The sequence below is a fragment of the Pseudomonas sp. R3-57 genome (assembly GCF_051132065.1).
Taxonomy (GTDB): domain Bacteria; phylum Pseudomonadota; class Gammaproteobacteria; order Pseudomonadales; family Pseudomonadaceae; genus Aquipseudomonas.
Map to the genome: position 1 here is coordinate 2,071,943 of NZ_CP071655.1, position 16,828 is coordinate 2,088,770.

General features: G+C 57.5%; 15 protein-coding genes. 8 read left to right on the forward strand and 7 right to left on the reverse strand.

Annotation, left to right across the window (positions count from 1 at the left end):
* Positions 1-691: 691 nt before the first annotated feature.
* Entirely contained in the window at positions 692-1,822 is a 1,131-nt protein-coding gene (locus J3P93_RS09440) for an SGNH/GDSL hydrolase family protein (RefSeq protein ID WP_434596819.1), read from the forward strand.
* Between the two features lie 106 nt (positions 1,823-1,928).
* Here the strand turns inward: J3P93_RS09440 and J3P93_RS09445 are convergent, their stop codons facing one another.
* Positions 1,929-2,339, reverse strand: coding sequence for a mannose-1-phosphate guanylyltransferase (locus J3P93_RS09445; protein ID WP_434596821.1), 411 nt, complete (start codon positions 2,337-2,339; stop codon positions 1,929-1,931).
* Positions 2,340-2,386: 47 nt separating this feature from the next.
* Positions 2,387-3,220 (reverse strand): UTP--glucose-1-phosphate uridylyltransferase GalU, encoded by an 834-nt coding sequence (galU, locus tag J3P93_RS09450; protein ID WP_090284675.1) that lies wholly within the window; start codon positions 3,218-3,220, stop codon positions 2,387-2,389.
* A gap of 387 nt (positions 3,221-3,607) precedes the next feature.
* On the opposite strand from galU, the gene galE reads away from it, so the two are divergent.
* The 6 genes from galE (at position 3,608) to J3P93_RS09480 (ending at position 9,808) form a co-directional block, all read left to right on the forward strand.
* Positions 3,608-4,624 carry a UDP-glucose 4-epimerase GalE gene (galE, locus tag J3P93_RS09455; protein WP_434596823.1) on the forward strand — a complete coding sequence of 339 codons (1,017 nt, stop codon included), beginning with the start codon at positions 3,608-3,610 and terminating at the stop codon, positions 4,622-4,624.
* A gap of 231 nt (positions 4,625-4,855) precedes the next feature.
* On the forward strand, positions 4,856-5,092 hold the full coding sequence (locus tag J3P93_RS09460) for a hypothetical protein (protein ID WP_016775457.1): 237 nt from the start codon (positions 4,856-4,858) through the stop codon (positions 5,090-5,092).
* A 144-nt stretch (positions 5,093-5,236) separates the two neighbouring features.
* Positions 5,237-6,298 (forward strand): polysaccharide biosynthesis/export family protein, encoded by a 1,062-nt coding sequence (locus tag J3P93_RS09465; protein ID WP_090284671.1) that lies wholly within the window; start codon positions 5,237-5,239, stop codon positions 6,296-6,298.
* Positions 6,299-6,309: 11 nt separating this feature from the next.
* Positions 6,310-6,975, forward strand: a complete 666-nt coding sequence (locus tag J3P93_RS09470) for a YjbF family lipoprotein (RefSeq protein WP_090284669.1) — start codon at positions 6,310-6,312, stop codon at positions 6,973-6,975.
* Entirely contained in the window at positions 6,972-7,733 is a 762-nt protein-coding gene (locus tag J3P93_RS09475) for a capsule biosynthesis GfcC family protein (RefSeq protein WP_434596826.1), read from the forward strand. Before J3P93_RS09470 ends, J3P93_RS09475 begins: the two co-directional genes overlap by 4 nt.
* Positions 7,730-9,808: a YjbH domain-containing protein gene (locus tag J3P93_RS09480; RefSeq protein WP_434596828.1), complete on the forward strand. Its 2,079-nt coding sequence runs from the start codon at positions 7,730-7,732 to the stop codon at positions 9,806-9,808. The genes J3P93_RS09475 and J3P93_RS09480 overlap by 4 nt, the downstream gene beginning before the upstream one ends.
* A 482-nt stretch (positions 9,809-10,290) precedes the next feature.
* Here the strand turns inward: J3P93_RS09480 and J3P93_RS09485 are convergent, their stop codons facing one another.
* The 3 genes from J3P93_RS09485 to J3P93_RS09495 all read right to left on the reverse strand — a co-directional run bounded on the left by J3P93_RS09485 (position 10,291) and on the right by J3P93_RS09495 (position 13,743).
* Positions 10,291-11,685, reverse strand: a complete 1,395-nt coding sequence (locus tag J3P93_RS09485) for an undecaprenyl-phosphate glucose phosphotransferase (protein ID WP_434596830.1) — start codon at positions 11,683-11,685, stop codon at positions 10,291-10,293.
* A 382-nt stretch (positions 11,686-12,067) separates the two neighbouring features.
* Positions 12,068-12,727, reverse strand: coding sequence for a winged helix-turn-helix domain-containing protein (locus J3P93_RS09490; protein WP_434596832.1), 660 nt, complete (start codon positions 12,725-12,727; stop codon positions 12,068-12,070).
* A gap of 278 nt (positions 12,728-13,005) precedes the next feature.
* Entirely contained in the window at positions 13,006-13,743 is a 738-nt protein-coding gene (locus J3P93_RS09495) for a winged helix-turn-helix domain-containing protein (RefSeq protein WP_434596834.1), read from the reverse strand.
* Between the two features lie 507 nt (positions 13,744-14,250).
* On the opposite strand from J3P93_RS09495, the gene J3P93_RS09500 reads away from it, so the two are divergent.
* Complete coding sequence (locus J3P93_RS09500) at positions 14,251-15,084, forward strand: undecaprenyl-diphosphate phosphatase (RefSeq protein ID WP_434596836.1); 834 nt, start codon at positions 14,251-14,253, stop codon at positions 15,082-15,084.
* Here the strand turns inward: J3P93_RS09500 and J3P93_RS09505 are convergent, their stop codons facing one another.
* Entirely contained in the window at positions 15,085-15,465 is a 381-nt protein-coding gene (locus J3P93_RS09505; RefSeq protein WP_434596838.1) for a DUF2388 domain-containing protein, read from the reverse strand.
* A 76-nt stretch (positions 15,466-15,541) separates the two neighbouring features.
* Complete coding sequence (gene dusA / locus J3P93_RS09510; protein ID WP_434596840.1) at positions 15,542-16,528, reverse strand: tRNA dihydrouridine(20/20a) synthase DusA; 987 nt, start codon at positions 16,526-16,528, stop codon at positions 15,542-15,544.
* Positions 16,529-16,828 lie beyond the last annotated feature (300 nt).

Sequence of the window (16,828 nt, forward strand, 5' to 3'; positions counted from 1 at the left end):
CTGTGGGAGCTGGCTTGCCAGCGATAGCGACCTGTCAGACAAAGATTTACTAACTGACCCACCGCCATTGCTGGCAAGCCAGCTCCCACAGGTTTCGTGACATGAATACATGTTGTGGATGACTCAGAACCCTGTGGGAGCGAGCCTGCTCGCGAAGGGGCCATTCCGGACTGGAGGAAGTTTTTGCATGGTGGCAGTCGATGACGCCCAACCCGTGTGTCCCACAATAGATTTGTGCACGACACAGAGCCCCTGTGGGAGCTGGCTTGCCAGCGATAGCGACGTGTCAGACAAAGATTTACTAACTGACCCACCGCCATCGCTGGCAAGCCAGCTCCCACAGGTTTCGTGACATGAATACATGTTGTGGATGACTGAGAACCCTGTGGGAGCGAGCTTGCTCGCGAAGGGGCCATTTCAGACTGGAGGAAATTTTTGCATGGTGGCAGTCGATGACGCCCAACCCGTGTCTCCCACGATGGATTTGTGCACGACACAGAGCCCCTGTGGGAGCTGGCTTGCCAGCGATAGCGACCTGTCAGACAAAGATTTACTAACTGACCCACCGCCATCGCTGGCAAGCCAGCTCCCACAGGTTTCGTGACATGAATACATGTTGTGGATGACTCAGAACCCTGTGGGAGCGAGCCTGCTCGCGAAGGGGCCATTCCGGACTGGAGGAAGTTTTTGCATGGTGGCAGTTGATGACGCCCAACACGTGTCCGCATCGGTGATCCAAGTGGGCGATGCCCGCGAGCGCTTCGCGCAGTGGCGCGAGGGCAAGGCCGGCAAGGTGTTGGCGGTCTCGGTGATCGGCGACAGCTACACCGCCGGGCAGGATTTCTATTTGAACAAACTGGTGCAACGGGTGGCCGGTGAAACCGGTTTTGCCGGGCCGGGTTATGTTGGGTTCAACCACGGCGCGGCGCTCGGCGGTACGCACTTCAAATACACCCGCAGCAGTGAAAAGTACTTTGGAGGCGGCTGGAAAGTCTCCGAGCTGGGCCAGGCCAGCCCCGACAGCCGCACCGTCACCGGCCGCGCCGGCGCGTGGCTGCAGGTGGATGCCAACCCCACGCCGCGCATCGATACGGCAGTGACTCAGGCGAAGCTGTTGTATCTGGGCAATGGCGAAGCCAGTGAACTGCGTTATCGCTGGTCGCCGGCGCAAGACTGGCAACCGTTGAAACTTGCAGGTTCAGGCGTGCAGGAAGTGCCGCTTGCCGGCCTGTCGACGGCGAAAGACTGGTCGTTCAGGCTCGAAGTGCAGAAAGGCGCGCCGACCTTGTTCGGCCTGTGGATGCGCAACGAACAGCCCGGTGTCCGCGTATCGAAACTTGCAGCCTCTGGCGCGGCTTCGGCGGATTTTTACCACGCCGATCGACAATGGCAGGCGCAGTGGAAAGCCGCCGTAGCGAAAATCCCCGCCGACGTTTATCTGATCATGCTGGGCGGCAACGACCAGGGTTTCGGCGTGAAGCCCGAGCAGTATCTGCATAACGTGCAAGGTCTGGTCGGCATGCTGCGTGAGATTCAACCGGCGGCGAGCATCAACCTGATCATGCGCCAGGACACCACACGTTCCAGCGCTTATCCGATGGCCGCGTATGCGCAAGTGCTCGAGCCGTGGGCGCGTGAACAGCGTCTGGGATTCGCCAACCTGCAATGCGCGTTCGGCCCCGACGTCAAACGCTACGCCGCGGCGATGATCGGCCCGGACAAGATTCACCCGTTGCCGGCCACGGGCGGCAAGGTGATTGCTGATTATTTCTACGGCTGGATCATGGGGGGCAAGACTGACTGCAACGCTGCCTCACGATGATCGTTCCCACGCTCTGCGTGGGAATGCATCCTGTGACGCTCTGCGTCACCCGGCGAAGGGACGCGGAGCGTCCCGGGCGGCTTTCCCACGCAGAGCGTGGGAACGATCAGTTCTGTGTGTGGGCGTCGACTTGACCGAGCAATTCGGTGAGCTTCTGCGGCATCAACCGCGCATCACAACGGGTTTCCACGTTGATGATGATCGCCGGATCGTTGCAGCAGATCCGCACGCGAAAGCGCCAGTCACTGAAGATCACTTTCAGGCCGTCGCGGTCATCCATTTCCAGCGCCTGTTCGCCATACAGCGTTTTCAAATGCGCGAGCAGGGGATAGGGATCGCGCATGGGCCGGCGAATATCGCCGGACGCCGGAAACACGCCGATCCGCTCCACCAGCAGAATCGTGCCCAGCCAGGTTTCGTTGGCGCTGGGCAACGGCTGATGGCGCGACAGCCAGCTCATCATTCCAAGGTTGTCCACCTCACGTTCAATCTCTGCTGAATAGTGTGCAATGTTCATGGTTGCCTGCCTGAAATAATGAGTGAATCCGCAATGCTCGAGCCGTCTCAGCGGCCCTTGAGGTAAACGTTTTCGTAGCAGAAGTTGGTCGCTTGCAGATAACCCTCGGCGTCACCACAGTCGAAGCGCAAACCCTTGAACTTGTAGGCCAGCACACACCCGTTCTGCGCCTGTTTCATCAAAGCGTCGGTGATTTGGATTTCGCCGCCCTTGCCCGGTTGGGTGTCGGCGATCAGGTCGAAAATGTCCGGCGTGAGGATGTAGCGACCGATGATCGCCAGGTTCGACGGCGCGTCTTGCGGTGCCGGTTTTTCCACCATGTTATTCACCCGGTAGATACCCTCGGAAATCAGCTCGCCGGCAATCACCCCGTACTTGTGAGTCTGGTCAGCCGGGACTTCCTGGATGGCGACGATCGAGCAACGGAATTTCTTGTACAGCTGGATCATCTGCGACAGCACGCCGTCGCCTTCCAGGTTCAGGCACAGGTCATCGGCCAGCACCACGGCAAACGGCTCGTCGCCGATCAATGGGCGACCGCTGAGGATCGCGTGGCCGAGGCCCTTCATTTCCACCTGACGGGTGTAGGAGAAGGTGCAGGTGTCGATCAGTTCGCGGGTGCCGGCGAGGAATTTCTCTTTTTCAGTGCCGCGAATCTGGTGCTCGAGTTCGTAGCTGATATCGAAATGGTCTTCCAGCGCACGCTTGCCGCGACCGGTGACGATGGCCATGTGTTGCAACCCGGCGTCCCGCGCTTCCTCAACGGCGTATTCGATCAACGGCTTGTTGACGATCGGCAGCATTTCTTTCGGCATGGCTTTGGTGGCCGGCAGAAAACGCGTGCCATAACCGGCAGCGGGGAACAAACATTTACGAATCATAAAAGTATCCTGGACAGTCATGGAACACAGGCGACGGTTGCGCGCCTGAGCAGGCGGCAAGTTTCAATAAGGATTGAAGGCTTACTTTAATACCTGAGTCAGGTTATTCATTGCAATTGATCAGGCAGCTAAAAGCCGACAATGTTAGAGGATGTCGGTAAGTGCCTCGTTAGTTATTTTTAGTCGGTATCTGTTGATAGTGATGAGTGCGCCGGGAGTGCTAATAAGTAACGGCAATACAGTGTGACCTGCAAAAATATTTATTGCCAGTCATTGAACTGAATTTGTTTTCGGTTGTTGTCGCCTTGTTTGTGTCGACTGTGACACAGGTTGGATACACAAGGCTTGACACGTTACTTGTCACTTATCCAAAAGACGGACCGCGCTATGAAGATTCTGGTAACGGGTGGCGCCGGCTATATCGGCTCGCATACCACACTTGCATTGCTTGAAGCAGGTTATGAAGTTGTGGTTCTGGATAATCTTTGCAACAGCAGCGATGCGGCACTTCACGCCGTGGAAGCGATTTGCGGCAAGAGTGCCTGGATGATTCGCGGCGATGTCTGCGATCGCGCGTTGCTCGACCGGATATTTCGTGAGTATCAGATCGAAGCGGTGCTGCATTTCGCCGGGCTGAAAGCAGTGGGCGAAAGCGTACGCAAGCCGCTGGAGTACTACGAAACCAACGTCGGCGGCAGCGTCACGCTGTGTCAGGCGATGGCGGCGGCGGGGGTGTTCCGGCTGGTGTTCAGCTCCTCGGCCACGGTATACGGCGAGCCTGAACAGATGCCGATCAGCGAAGACTTCCCGACCGGCACGCCGACCAATCCCTACGGCCAGTCGAAGCTGATCGTGGAAAACGTGTTGCGCGATCTGAGCCGTGCCGAGCCGCGCTGGAGCATCGCCTTGCTGCGCTATTTCAACCCGATCGGCGCACACCAGAGCGGCCACATGGGCGAAGACCCCAACGGTATTCCCAACAATCTGGTGCCGTACATCAGCCAGGTCGCGGTCGGCAGCCTGCAAGAACTGTCGATCTTCGGCAACGACTACCCCACGGTCGACGGCACCGGGGTGCGCGATTACATCCACGTGGTCGATCTCGCGGATGGGCATCTGAAGGCGTTGCAGTCGATCGGCGAGCGCACAGGCATTCACACCTGGAACCTCGGCACCGGCGATGGCTACAGCGTGCTGCAAGTGTTGCAGGCGTTCGAACAGGCCTGTGGACGGCCGGTGCCGTATCGGATGATGCCGCGTCGCGCCGGTGACATTGCCGAGAGTTTTGCCGATGCTTCGAAAGCAGCGAAAGAACTTGGCTGGAAAGCCACACGCAACTTGCAGGACATGGTCGCCGACACCTGGCGCTGGCAATCCAATCATCCGAATGGATACTCGCGATGATGGCCAATTAGTCCAATGTTATTTTCAGTCAGGTTGTTAGATAACGTCGGGAAATTACACTGGCAATGCCTTTTGCAAGTCCGTAGATATAAGCCTGCCGTTCGACTTTTATCAGTTGCGTCTGACTGTGAAAGAACAACGGATCTTGTTCGCGCTTTTTGCGGACTTGAACTCTACCACCGCTAACACAGGCCGGTTTTTTAACAGGTCGAATGTTAGAAAGGAGTTGATATGAAAAAAGTGATGGCAGTTGCCCTGTTGACGATGTTGAGCAACTGGGCTGCCGCCGCTGAAGCGCCGTTGACAGCGGTAACCAATGTAGGTGGCAGTGTGGCGGCTTCTCAAGCGCCCGCAGCCAGTACTGCAATGGTTGCCAGTGCTGTAGCGGCGTCCAACAGCGGTGGCAGTGCCAACGGCGGTACCACCGGTACGACGGGTACCACCGGTACAACCGGCACGCATAACTAACAGGAAGTTCTGTTAGTGCAGTACAGGGTCGCCCGACGCAAGTCGGGTGACTTTGTTTTTGGATTCGCCCTTGAATAGCGTAGTGCCATTATGACTCGTAGTGTTTATCTTTTAATGTTGGCAAGTCTCGCTCTGCAAGGTTGCATGTTTTCCCCCGGTCAATACCTCAGCACCAGCGACATCACCCGCCAGGGCGCGAGTGAAAGCAGCCGGGTCGAGCTGATTCCGATCACGCCGAAGCTGATCGCCATGAACCGCGCGACGCAAAAGCACGAGTCGCTGCCGGCAGAGCTGTTGGCGACGCCGGCCGAATACCGCATCGGCAACAACGACGTGTTGTACATCACCGTGTGGGATCACCCGGAGCTGACGGCCCCGTCCGGCGCGCAGCAACAGATCGATGCCAACGGCCGTCTGGTGCGCTCCGATGGCACGCTGTATTACCCGTTCATCAAGGAAGTGCAGGCCGCCGGCCGCACCATCCAGCAACTGCGCGCGGACATCGAGCAGCGCTTGTCGGCGTTCATTGCCGAGCCGCAGGTTGACGTCGCGGTGCTGCGTTTTGCCAGCCAGAAAGTCGTGGTTACCGGCGCGGTCACCAAGGCTGGCCCGCAAGCGATTTCCACCAACCCGCTGAGCGTGGTCGAAGCCCTCGGCTCGGCCGGTATCGACACCAACAACGCCGATCTGTCCGGGCTGTTGCTGACGCGCGACGGGCGTACTTATCCGCTCAATCTCGACTCGCTCAATCAGCAGGATTCCGAGTTGCAGAACGTCTTCCTCAAGGGTGGCGACCAGTTGTATCTGCCGTACAACGACAACAAGCGCATCTACGTGATGGGCGAGGTCAACCAGCCGCGCGCGTTGAGCTTCAAGACAGCGACGATGAACCTCTCCGATGTGCTCGGTTCGGTCGGTGGCCTCAGCCAGACCAGCTCCAACGGTAACGCGGTGTACGTCATTCGTGGCGTGGAAAACCTCGATGTCGAGCCGGCGAAGATCTATCAGCTGGAAGCCGAATCACCGACCGCCATGGCGCTGGCCTCGCATTTCCAGGTGCGCCCGCAGGACGTGGTCTACGTCGGCCCGGCCAATGTCACGCGCTGGAACCGCTTCATCAGCCAGTTGGTGCCGTCGGCATCGATTGTCGGCACCGGGGCTTCCGCGGCGAAGAACTGGAGCGAATACAGTAACAACAGCAAATAAGGTCGCCGACTGTGAATACGTTGAAAGTTGGCGTCTGCCTATGCGCGGCGGTGTTGCTCAGTGGCTGTAATCCGCTGATGAGCGCGTCGCTGAACAACCTCAAAGCCGCAGTGGTCGGCCCGGACGAAGTGGACGTGACGGCCGCTGAAGTGGCCGCGGTCAATTACCCGCAACTGAAGCTGACTACGCCGTCCGGCTCCGGCGTGCTGGCGCTGATGCGCGAGCGTGAAGACCTGCAGTTCTGGGTCGCTTCCGGCAAGCAAGTCCTGCTGCTGCGAGATGGCCTTGCCGTGCGCAGCATTGGTCTGGGCCTGGAAGGCGATCTGGATGGCACACGCCTGGCCGATGACTCGCCGTTCAAGCGAGGCCTGCATCACGTCGCCGATGGTTTCACCACACGCCGCTGGATCGATCTGTACAAGGGTCAGGAAGTCGGGGTGATCGTCAACAGTCGCTTCAGCCGGCGCTCGGATACAACCCTGAATATTCTCGACAAGGAATACGCCGTGCTGCGGGTCGATGAGCAGATTGACGCGCCGGCCATCGGCTTGCGCGCGACCAATCATTACTGGGTCGACCCGCGTGACGGTTTTATCCTGCAGAGCGAGCAGCAACTGACGACGCAGTTGCGCGTCAAGGTCGTGCAACTGACGCCTGCTCGCAGGCACCTGCCGTGAAGCGCCTGAGATTGTGGTCTGCGGGTCTGATCCTGATGACCGGGGTCAGTCAGGCTGCCGTCACCGTTTCGGGCGATGTCGCCAATCCCGGGCCGATCCCGTTGCCACCGGGCGGGCGCTTGCTCGATGTGATCAGCGAGGCCGTGCCGAACGCCGAAGGCTACTGGCTCGCCGGCGGCTTGCTGCGCCAGTCGCTGATCGAGCAGCAAACGCGGCTCAAGGTCGGTGTGCTGTTCGATCTTGAGGTGCTGCAGCGCATGGCCGTGCTGTTCGACAAACCGAGCCGTGTGGCGCTGGCGCAGCGTATCGCTGAAGATGTGCGGCAGATGCCGGTGACCGGCCGGCAGATCGCCGATCTCGACCCGGTCGCGGTGGAAACCGGCTTCGCGCGCAACATTCGACTCGAGGATGGCGATCGTCTGGTCTATCCCAAACGGGTCGATGAAGTGCAAGTCCTGGGCGCCGTCGCCGCGCCGTGCCACTTGCCATATCAGCCGTTGCAGGAGGCGCGTGAGTATCTGCAAGGCTGCTCGATTCTCGACGATGCCGAAGCCGATTATCTGTGGCTGATCCAGCCCAACGGCGTGTCGCGACGCGTCGGCATTGCCCACTGGAATCGCGAGTCCGGGCAATTTCCGGTGGCCGGCAGCAAGATTCTGGTGCCGCTGAAAAATGATGATCTGGATCCGCCTCTTCCTGAACTGAATCAGCAGTTGGCCGAATTCATTGCCACGCAGCTGGCCGAGGTGGTTCGTTGAAGTTACGTTTTGCAGCTGTGTTGTTATTACCCTGTGGTCTGGCGCACGCCGAGCCGCGCATTACCCAGAATGACTTCGGTGGCACCGGCCTGTGGCAGACGCCGACCGCGCGCATGGCCCCGGCGGGTGAGTTGAGCGTCAACGCCAACCGCACCGATCCGTACAGCCGCTACAGCGTGTCGTTGCAACCGCTGGACTGGCTCGAAGGCTCGTTTCGCTACACCGCGATCACCAACCGGCCGTACGGCTCGGAGGCCCTGAGCGGCAGCCAAAGCTATAAGGACAAGGCGGTCGACGCCAAAGTCCGGCTGTGGCAGGAGAGCCATTGGGCGCCGGAAGTGGCGCTGGGCTTCCGCGATATCGGTGGTACCGGTTTGTTCTCCAGTGAATATTTCGTCGCCAACAAACGCTACGACAACTTCGATTTCAGCGCCGGCATCGCCTGGGGCTATATCGGCAATCGCGGCGACTTTGACAACCCGCTGGGTTATGTCAGCAGTCGCTTCGATACCCGGCCGTCGCTCGAGGGCACCGGTGACGTCAACTCCGGTTCGTATTTCCGTGGCCGGCCTTCGTTGTTTGGTGGCGTGAGCTATCAGACACCGTGGGATCGCCTCAGTCTGAAACTCGAGTTCGAAGGCAACGATTACAAGAACGAACCGAAGGACAACGAGATCAAGCAGGACTCGCCGATCAACCTCGGCGCAGTGTTCAAGGTCACCGATTCGATCGACGTCAGCGCGGCGTGGGAACGTGGCAACACAGCGATGTTCGGCGTGACCTTTCACACCAATTTCGTCAGCCGCAAGGCCCCGGCGAAAACCTTCGACCCGACCCCGGAACCGCTGCCGGCGAAAGCCCCGACCGCGACGATGGAACAGGTCAATTGGGCCGATGTATCGAGGCGTTTGCAGCAGAACGCCGGCTATAAAGTCGAGCGCATCGCCCAGCGTGATTCCGAGCTGATCGTCTACGGCGAGCAGCAGCGCTATTTCCACTCGTCCAAGGCGGTAGGGCGGGCGAGCCGGATTCTCGATAACAGCGTCAACGACGACATCGACTGGTTCACCGTGGTCAACAAGCGCTACGACCTGCCGCTGGAAGAAACCAGTCTTCCGCGCCAGACCTTCCGCGAAGTGATCAACAACGAGGAGCCGCTGGAGTCGCTGCACCGCACCACCGAAATCAACCCGGCGATGCCGCACAACGAGACGACCCTCTACAGCGAGGCGCCGCAGCATTTCAGCTATGGCGTGGGCCTGGGTTTCAAACAGAACGTCGGTGGTCCGGATGGCTTGCTCTATCAATTCAGCGCCGATGCCGACGCCGAATATCGTTTCAACCGCAACACCTGGTGGAGCGGTTTGCTCAGCGCCAACCTGGCGAACAACTTCGACAAATTCAGCTACGACGCGCCCAGCGGATTGCCGCGTGTGCGAACCGATCTGCGCCAGTACCTGACTACCTCCAATACGACCATGCCGCTGTTCCAGGTCAGCCATGCCGAGCAACTGGATAAAGACCTGTATGGCATGGTTTACGGTGGTTATCTGGAATCGATGTTTGCTGGCGTCGGCGCCGAGGTGCTGTTCCGCCCGACCGGCGAGCGCTGGTCACTGGGCGCGGACTTGAACTGGGTGCGTCAGCGCGATTTTGATCAGGGTTTTGCCTTGCGTGATTACTCGGTGGTGACCGGGCACATTACCGGCTACACCGACCTGCCGTTCGACACGCTGGCGGCGGTGAGCGTCGGTCGCTATCTGGCTGGCGACTGGGGCGCGACGGTGGATATCTCGAGGGAGTTTTTCAACGGTGTGCGGGTGGGCGCCTGGGCGACGATCACCACCGCCAGCAGCGCCGAATATGGCGAAGGTAGCTTCGACAAGGGCCTGTACCTGTCGATCCCGTTCGACGAAATGATGAGCATGTCGACCATGCGCCGCGCCAACCTGGTCTGGGCCCCCCTGACCCGAGACGGCGGCGCGCGGCTCAACCGCAGCTACCAACTGCACTCGATGACCGATAGCCGGGAAGGCGATATGTTCTATCGCAATTTCGAGAAGATAACCGAGTAAGACGCGGATCTTCGAAACAACGCTGATCCCTGTGGGAGCGAGCTTGCTCGCGAAGGCGTCGTATCAGTCAACATCTCCATTGCCTGACACACCGCTATCGCGAGCAAGCTCGCTCCCACATGGGTTATTGGTCGGGCCACACATCCCGCCCCATTCCCAAATCCCTGTAGGAGTGAGCCTGCTCGCGATGGCGTCAGTCCAGTGGCATTCATGTTGCCTGACACACCGCCATCGCGAGCAGGCTCGCTCCCACATGGGTTATTGGTCAGGCCACACATCCCGCCCCATTCCCAAATCCCTGTAGGAGTGAGCCTGCTCGCGATGGCGTCAGTCCAGTCGCATTCATGTTGCCTGACACACAGCTATCGCGAGCAGGCTCACTCCTACATGGGCTATCCGCCAAGCCTCAAATCCCGACCTGTCCTCAAATCCCGCCCACAAAAAAGGGGACTTTCGTCCCCTTGCATGTACAACCCTGAACCTCAGTAAATATCCTTCGACAGCAACGTAAACGGTGTCTTCACCAGAATCTTCAGATCCAGCCACAACGACCAGCTGTTGATGTACTGCAGGTCGATCTCCACACGTTTCTGCATCTTGTCGATCGTGTCGGTCTCACCACGGCAACCGCTGATCTGGGCGAGGCCGGTGATGCCCGGTTTGATTCGGTGGCGTGCCATGTACGCGAGGATTTTCCCCGAGTAGTAGTTGTTGTGCGCGACCGCATGCGGGCGTGGGCCGACCAGCGCCATATGCCCTTGCAAGACGTTGAACAGCTGCGGCAACTCATCCAGCGAGGTGCGACGGATAAAGCGGCCGACAGCGGTAATGCGCGAGTCATTGCGGCTGGCCTGCTTCACATCACGATCATCGTGAACACGCATCGAGCGGAATTTCCAGACCTTGATCACCTTGCCGTTCCAGCCATGGCGATCCTGCTTGAAAAACACTGGACCTGGGGAGTTGAGCTTCACCGCCAGTGCAATGATCAGCAAGATCGGGCTCAGCGCGATGATCGCCAGAAACGCCACAGCCTTTTCCACCAGGCTCTTGCTCAGTGCGGCGGTCGGGCGGCTGGTCAGCGGGCTTTCGTTCAGGTAGATCGCCGGCAGACCGTCCACGACTTTCACCGAGTGATTGAGCAGCGTCAGGCTGTTCAGATCCGGCACCCACACCACATCGACGTTGGCACCCAGCAGATCGACATACATCGCTTCGATCTTCGCCGCTTCGCACAGCGGCAGAGTGATGTATAGACGGCGGATGTCATGGGCCGCGATCAGGTCCAGCAGCTGTTCCTGCGCGCCGACGACTCGCGGCGCATCGGAACCCAGCGTGGTCACATCACCGTTGCTGACCAGCCCCACCAGCGGCAGGTTCTCCAGCTGGCTAAGCTTCTTCGCCAGACCCAGCGCCAGTTCACCAGTACCGACGATCAGCGTCTTGTGTTCACTTTTACGCGAGCGTTGGTAGTACTTGGAAAACGCATGCAACGGTGCGTAAAGAAACGCCTGACCGAGGAAGCCATACACCGCCCAGCTCAGAATCACCTGACGCGAAAACAGCTCATCGGCCTGGCAGACGAACGCAATGCACGCCAGCGCCGCCATGGTCATCGACCAACCCATGAACAGCCGGCCCAGGCCGGTCAGGTAGTTGTCGCGTTTGCGGTAGACACCGGTGAGCGTGTAGGCCGGAACCGAGGCCAGTACCGCCAGCGTTGCGCACATTCGGTAATAGAACGCGACCGTACCGGTGTGCTGCTCGGCCAGGATAAACAGCAGCGTTACCACGAACGCCTGAGCGAGTGCCCATTGGCCCCAAAAGGTCAGTCCCTTGAGGCCCGTGTTTCGATTGATACTGAGAGAAAGATCCATACGAATATCCCCAAAAGACGTCCATTCAGGTTTCAACAGTTGAAATCCGAGTTGTTATGCAGACTTATTGTTTTTGTTGTAGCGAGTGTCCTGAGGTAACAACATCGATATGCCGAACTGTCGTCAGTCAATAGACTAAGTTATTGCCGGGAATGGTGTCTGACGAGTTCTAACAAGATGGCACAGTGCCAACTTTTTTAATATTTAAATAGTAGTGTGTTAGAAAAGGTCGCAGAGCAGGGGGTGATTATGTGGTGTGGGTTTTGTTACTGTTGGAGGCAGGAAAGTACAACTCAAGGAGGGATAAAGCCAAACAGAGTGCTCTTGTTGTTTTTGTAATCGCACTTGTTCTGTTTGTTTTATTGGCAGAGGTCGGCGTTATTTACGCGACGATGTCCTGGATAAGGCAATAACCGCGATTTCTTACCGCGCGAAACAGACGCTCACCGTTGCTGGCGCTTTTGAATTTGTCTTGCAGACGACTCAGGCACATTTCCAGGCCGCGGTATTGTTCCGGTTCGCGACCGATGCTGATGATCAAGTCATCACGGCTGACAACTCGCTCTTCATGGCTGAGCATTTTGCGCACCAGTGCTGTTTCCAGACCCGTCAGACTGATCTCGACCCCTTCTCTGACCAGTGCGCCTTGTTCCGGGTCAAGATGCCAGGCTGCGCTGTATAGCATATCGCTTTGAACGGCAGGGGGCATGTTGCTGATATCGCCGGTAATGACTGAATTGTGCTGGAACGCAGTTGCCGATTGCGCGGCCAGCCATTCCGACTCAAGTGTGGCCAGAATTCGCTGAGTATCATGCTCGATACTGCGCGCGACATTTTTTCGACTGATGTGCGGATATGTGAACTCCATCACCATTGGCGCGGAGGAGGGCGAAGCAACACCTTCAACAAACATTTGTGCCTGCGACGTGCCAAACGAGTTGAAACGTTCGCTGGACAGGATGCTCTCCAGTTCACGTTGCGACGTTGTACTGTGAGTCACGACAACAAAATATTTCCTTGGGAGGGTTGTACTGGTTTCCATGTCTCTCTCCTGAATACATACCAAAATTGGCTAAAAGAAAATCGGCAGGCGAGCAATAGCTTCCTCGGAAGTAATCGATAGGCAGGGTCTGGGCCCAAGATTGGCCCTCGATAAATTCCACTCGAACTGCTGCTATGTTATGGAGTTTTATTGTTATGGGTCGTGTTGACGCGCTCATTCAATTGCTTGATTTCAAACAGAAGCGGAGCAGAAAAGGAGCTGTATGGCTGCATTGGACGATCCTTCGTACGTTGCAAAAGGGATTGGCTGCCCGAGACTCAGGCAGTCGATATCAGACCCCGCAGCAGGCGATAGCCATAGCCGCGAATGCTCTGAATCGCGTTTGTACCATACATGTCCTTGATTTTTCCACGCAAGCGACTGATTGATTTTTCCAGTGCGCGGGGGTCGTAGAAATTGGTATTGAGGCCCATGATGCCGGCGATTTCATCGTGGCTCAGGATGTGATTGCCGGTTTGCGCAAAAGCTTCGAGGATCTTCATTTCGGCAAACGAGATGTCGAGTTTCTTGCTCTTGTCCACCAGGCAAATGCGCGTCGGATCAAGCGTCAGATTGATATCCCGCTGCCATTCTTCACTGCTGAAGAACTCCGCCAGCAACTCTGTACCGTCGTCGGAAAGGGTGTTGAGTTTGATACAAATATCGGCACCCGCCAGGTAGTACTTGATCTTGTTGAAGGCGCCGCGACCGGTGATAACCGCGCAAATAATCGGCTTTAAATTGTCGCTGCGCAGATTCTCCACCAGCGCAAGATTGTCCTCGAGCGCCTGTGGACTATCGATAATCAGAAATATTGCCCGGTACGATCCCACGTGTTCATTAAAGTTATATGAACTAGCGTAGGCACTGGCTTCAAGCGCCATATCGCTACGGACATGCTGGGCGATTAGCGTTCTAAAATGTTCGGCCACGCCACGGGTACGACCCAGAGTAAGAACACCGGGTTCGTCATTTGTCGGGCGCGGGCTTCTAGTCGCCAAGTTCGCTGAGAGCATCGTGCATTGACTCGAATTAGGTGCTGACATCGGGATGTTAAAGCACCGGTTCTCATCTGTGACTGACAATTGGTAACATTTGCGCGAATTTTAGACGTGCCTCGCGAGATTTCTAACAATAAGTAAGCTTTTCAGGCTTTTAGTTGATTTTCTCGAGAGAGTGAACTACGGCTTAGATGATGGCGATATGCAATGGTGCCACTATTTTGAGCCTAATGCGACAGCTTTGTTTATGTCGATCTGCCACTGTATTGCCACCCGGTGGTATTGTGCGCTGGATCACACTTTATTGCGCGCGCTAATTTTTTTCCACTCCAGCACTAAATATTTCTCGAGTAGTTCGTCGGCCGACGATTATTAACATGACTTGAGTGTGGCTTTTGATAAGACATATTCTGCCGGCGCCGCGTCAGGCAATGGGTAATGGCGTGCCAATCTTATTTCCGATACTCAATTCCTGAGTGCAGTTAACCGGTCGCTCTCAAAGAGCGCTCTGATGGAGGATTAATGGATTTCTGGACTTTTTTCCAGGTGTTGCTATTAGGCGCGGTAGAAGGCCTGACCGAGTTCCTGCCGATTTCAAGCACCGGGCACCAGATCATCGTCGCCGACTTGCTGGAGTTTGGCGGCGAGCGCGCAATGGCGTTCAACATCATTATTCAACTGGGCGCCATTCTTGCCGTGGTCTGGGAGTTTCGCCCGAAGATCTTCGACATCGTCAAAGGCCTGCCCACCGAGCGCAATGCACAACGTTTCACTATCAACTTGCTGATCGCCTTTTTGCCGGCCGTTGTCCTGGGCGTGCTGTTCGCCGACGCCATCCATGCGTACCTGTTCAACCCGATCACCGTTGCCGTGGCACTGGTCGTCGGCGGCATCGTCATGCTTTGGGCCGAACAACGCAGCCATGTGATCAGCGTCGAGCACGTCGACGACATGCGCTGGTCCGACGCACTGAAGATAGGTTTCGTACAATGCCTGGCGATGATTCCCGGAACCTCACGCTCCGGCTCAACGATCATCGGCGGCCTGCTGTTCGGCCTGTCGCGCAAAGCCGCCACCGAATTCTCGTTCTTCCTCGCCATGCCCACCATGGTCGGCGCCGCCGTGTACTCCGGCTACAAATACCGCGACCTGTTCCAGCCCAACGACCTGCCCGTCTTCGCCCTCGGCTTCGTCACCGCATTCATCTTCGCGATGATCGCCGTGCGTGGTTTGCTCAAGTTTATTGCCAACCACAGCTACGCCGCGTTCGCGTGGTATCGGATTGGTTTTGGGTTGTTGATTCTGGCGACGTGGGGGTTTGGGTGGGTGAACTGGACCGCTGCTGCGGCAGCCTGATCACTGAGCGCTGATCAACGCCGCGACGGCGAGATCGTTTAACGTCGAATCCGACGACTCTTGGCGATAGCGCTGCAAAGCCGACGTGAAATACGCGGCCTGCAGCATGCCGTCGCTGGCGAGGAAGTATCGCGCTGCTTCGATTTCTTCAGCCGAGTAAACACGCTTTTTGAGGCCGGATACGTCCGAGGTTCCATCGACCGACACCCTCGTTGCGGTGAACACCAGAAAGCCGAACATTTGCGTCGACTCAAAAGGGCTACCGCTCCCTTCACCACATCCTCGCGCAAAATTGCAGTCGGCGAAGACGCTGGTAGAAACCGTCGAGCACAAAACGAGGAGGGTGAAGCGATTGAATAGAGCACGTTTAAACGTGGGCATAACCGAAAGACATCCTGTCCGTACAACAAAACACCGGGGCAACGCTCATGCATTGCCCGCACACCCAAAACTTCAATCAACGACCTTCAAGCAACTCAGCCGCCTGATCCAGTAGCGCCAACGGATCGTTGGCCTTGTGAATATCCACCGACAACAGCTGACGGAATTTCCGCGCCCCTGGGAATCCTGTGCCCAGGCCCAGCACATGCCGGGTGATGTGATGCATCGAACCACCGGACAGCAAATGCTCGGCTATATAAGGACGCAACTGCGCCAACGCCTCGGCCCGACTGATCACCGGCGCCGCACTGCCAAACAACTGCTGATCCACCTGCGCCAGCAAATACGGATTGTGATAAGCCTCACGCCCCAACATCACACCGTCAAACGTCTGCAAATGCTCATGGCAGGCCTCCAGCGTCTTGATCCCGCCGTTCAGCACAATCTCCAGCTCCGGAAAATCCGCCTTCAACTGCGCCGCCACGTCATAGCGCAACGGCGGAATGTCGCGATTCTCCTTCGGCGACAACCCCTCCAGAATCGCAATCCGCGCATGCACGGTGAAACTGGTACACCCGGCATCCCGGACGGTGCCGACGAAATCGCACAGCTCCGCGTAACTGTCCCGACCGTTGATGCCGATGCGATGCTTCACAGTCACCGGAATCGACGCCGCATCACGCATCGCCTTCACACAGTCCGCCACCAGTTGCGGGTGGCCCATCAGGCACGCGCCGATCATGTTGTTTTGCACGCGATCGCTTGGGCAGCCGACGTTGAGGTTTACTTCGTCGTAACCGTGTTCTTGGGCCATGCGGGCGCAGGCAGCCAGGTCCAACGGAACGCTACCGCCCAATTGCAGCGCTAAAGGATGCTCGGCTTCGTTGTGACGCAGGAAGCGTTCGTGATCGCCATTGAGGAGAGCGCCGGTGGTGACCATTTCGGTGTAGAGCAGGGCGTTCTTCGACAGGAGGCGTAGGAAGAAGCGGCAATGGCGGTCAGTCCAATCCATCATTGGGGCGACGGAGAAACGGCGGGAGAGTGGGGCGGGTTGTAGAGGCATTGGGGGAATCTGGATCAGAGGGGCGAAGGTGAGGGAGTTTATCAGGAATAGGGTGGGGCAGAGTCCCAAGCGTCGTGACCACGTGTTCCAGTTCGCTATGAATCTGGAGCTGATCTTCTGAGTATCGTGGTCTGGCCCCTAATTCCTGCCTAATTCCATTCGCGAAGCTGCGAGGCTGTTCCGAGAAGCGGCAATTGAATACTCGAATTGCGCCAAGCTTGATCGCGCACTGAAAAAAATGCGACGTTGGGAATGGTTGGCACGTAGCCCCAAGATTCCAGTCGAAAAAAAACCGCCTTT

Bases quoted from the DNA above. Each gene is read 5' to 3' on its own strand.
- J3P93_RS09440 (WP_434596819.1), top strand. From the start codon at position 692: ATGGTGGCAGTTGATGACGCCCAACACGTGTCCGCATCGGTGATCCAA.
- J3P93_RS09445 (WP_434596821.1), bottom strand. From the start codon at position 2,339: ATGAACATTGCACACTATTCAGCAGAGATTGAACGTGAGGTGGACAAC.
- galU (WP_090284675.1), bottom strand. From the start codon at position 3,220: ATGATTCGTAAATGTTTGTTCCCCGCTGCCGGTTATGGCACGCGTTTT.
- galE (WP_434596823.1), top strand. From the start codon at position 3,608: ATGAAGATTCTGGTAACGGGTGGCGCCGGCTATATCGGCTCGCATACC.
- J3P93_RS09460 (WP_016775457.1), top strand. From the start codon at position 4,856: ATGAAAAAAGTGATGGCAGTTGCCCTGTTGACGATGTTGAGCAACTGG.
- J3P93_RS09465 (WP_090284671.1), top strand. From the start codon at position 5,237: ATGTTTTCCCCCGGTCAATACCTCAGCACCAGCGACATCACCCGCCAG.
- J3P93_RS09485 (WP_434596830.1), bottom strand. From the start codon at position 11,685: ATGGATCTTTCTCTCAGTATCAATCGAAACACGGGCCTCAAGGGACTG.
- J3P93_RS09490 (WP_434596832.1), bottom strand. From the start codon at position 12,727: ATGGAAACCAGTACAACCCTCCCAAGGAAATATTTTGTTGTCGTGACT.
- J3P93_RS09495 (WP_434596834.1), bottom strand. From the start codon at position 13,743: ATGCTCTCAGCGAACTTGGCGACTAGAAGCCCGCGCCCGACAAATGAC.
- J3P93_RS09500 (WP_434596836.1), top strand. From the start codon at position 14,251: ATGGATTTCTGGACTTTTTTCCAGGTGTTGCTATTAGGCGCGGTAGAA.
- J3P93_RS09505 (WP_434596838.1), bottom strand. From the start codon at position 15,465: ATGCCCACGTTTAAACGTGCTCTATTCAATCGCTTCACCCTCCTCGTT.
- dusA (WP_434596840.1), bottom strand. From the start codon at position 16,528: ATGCCTCTACAACCCGCCCCACTCTCCCGCCGTTTCTCCGTCGCCCCA.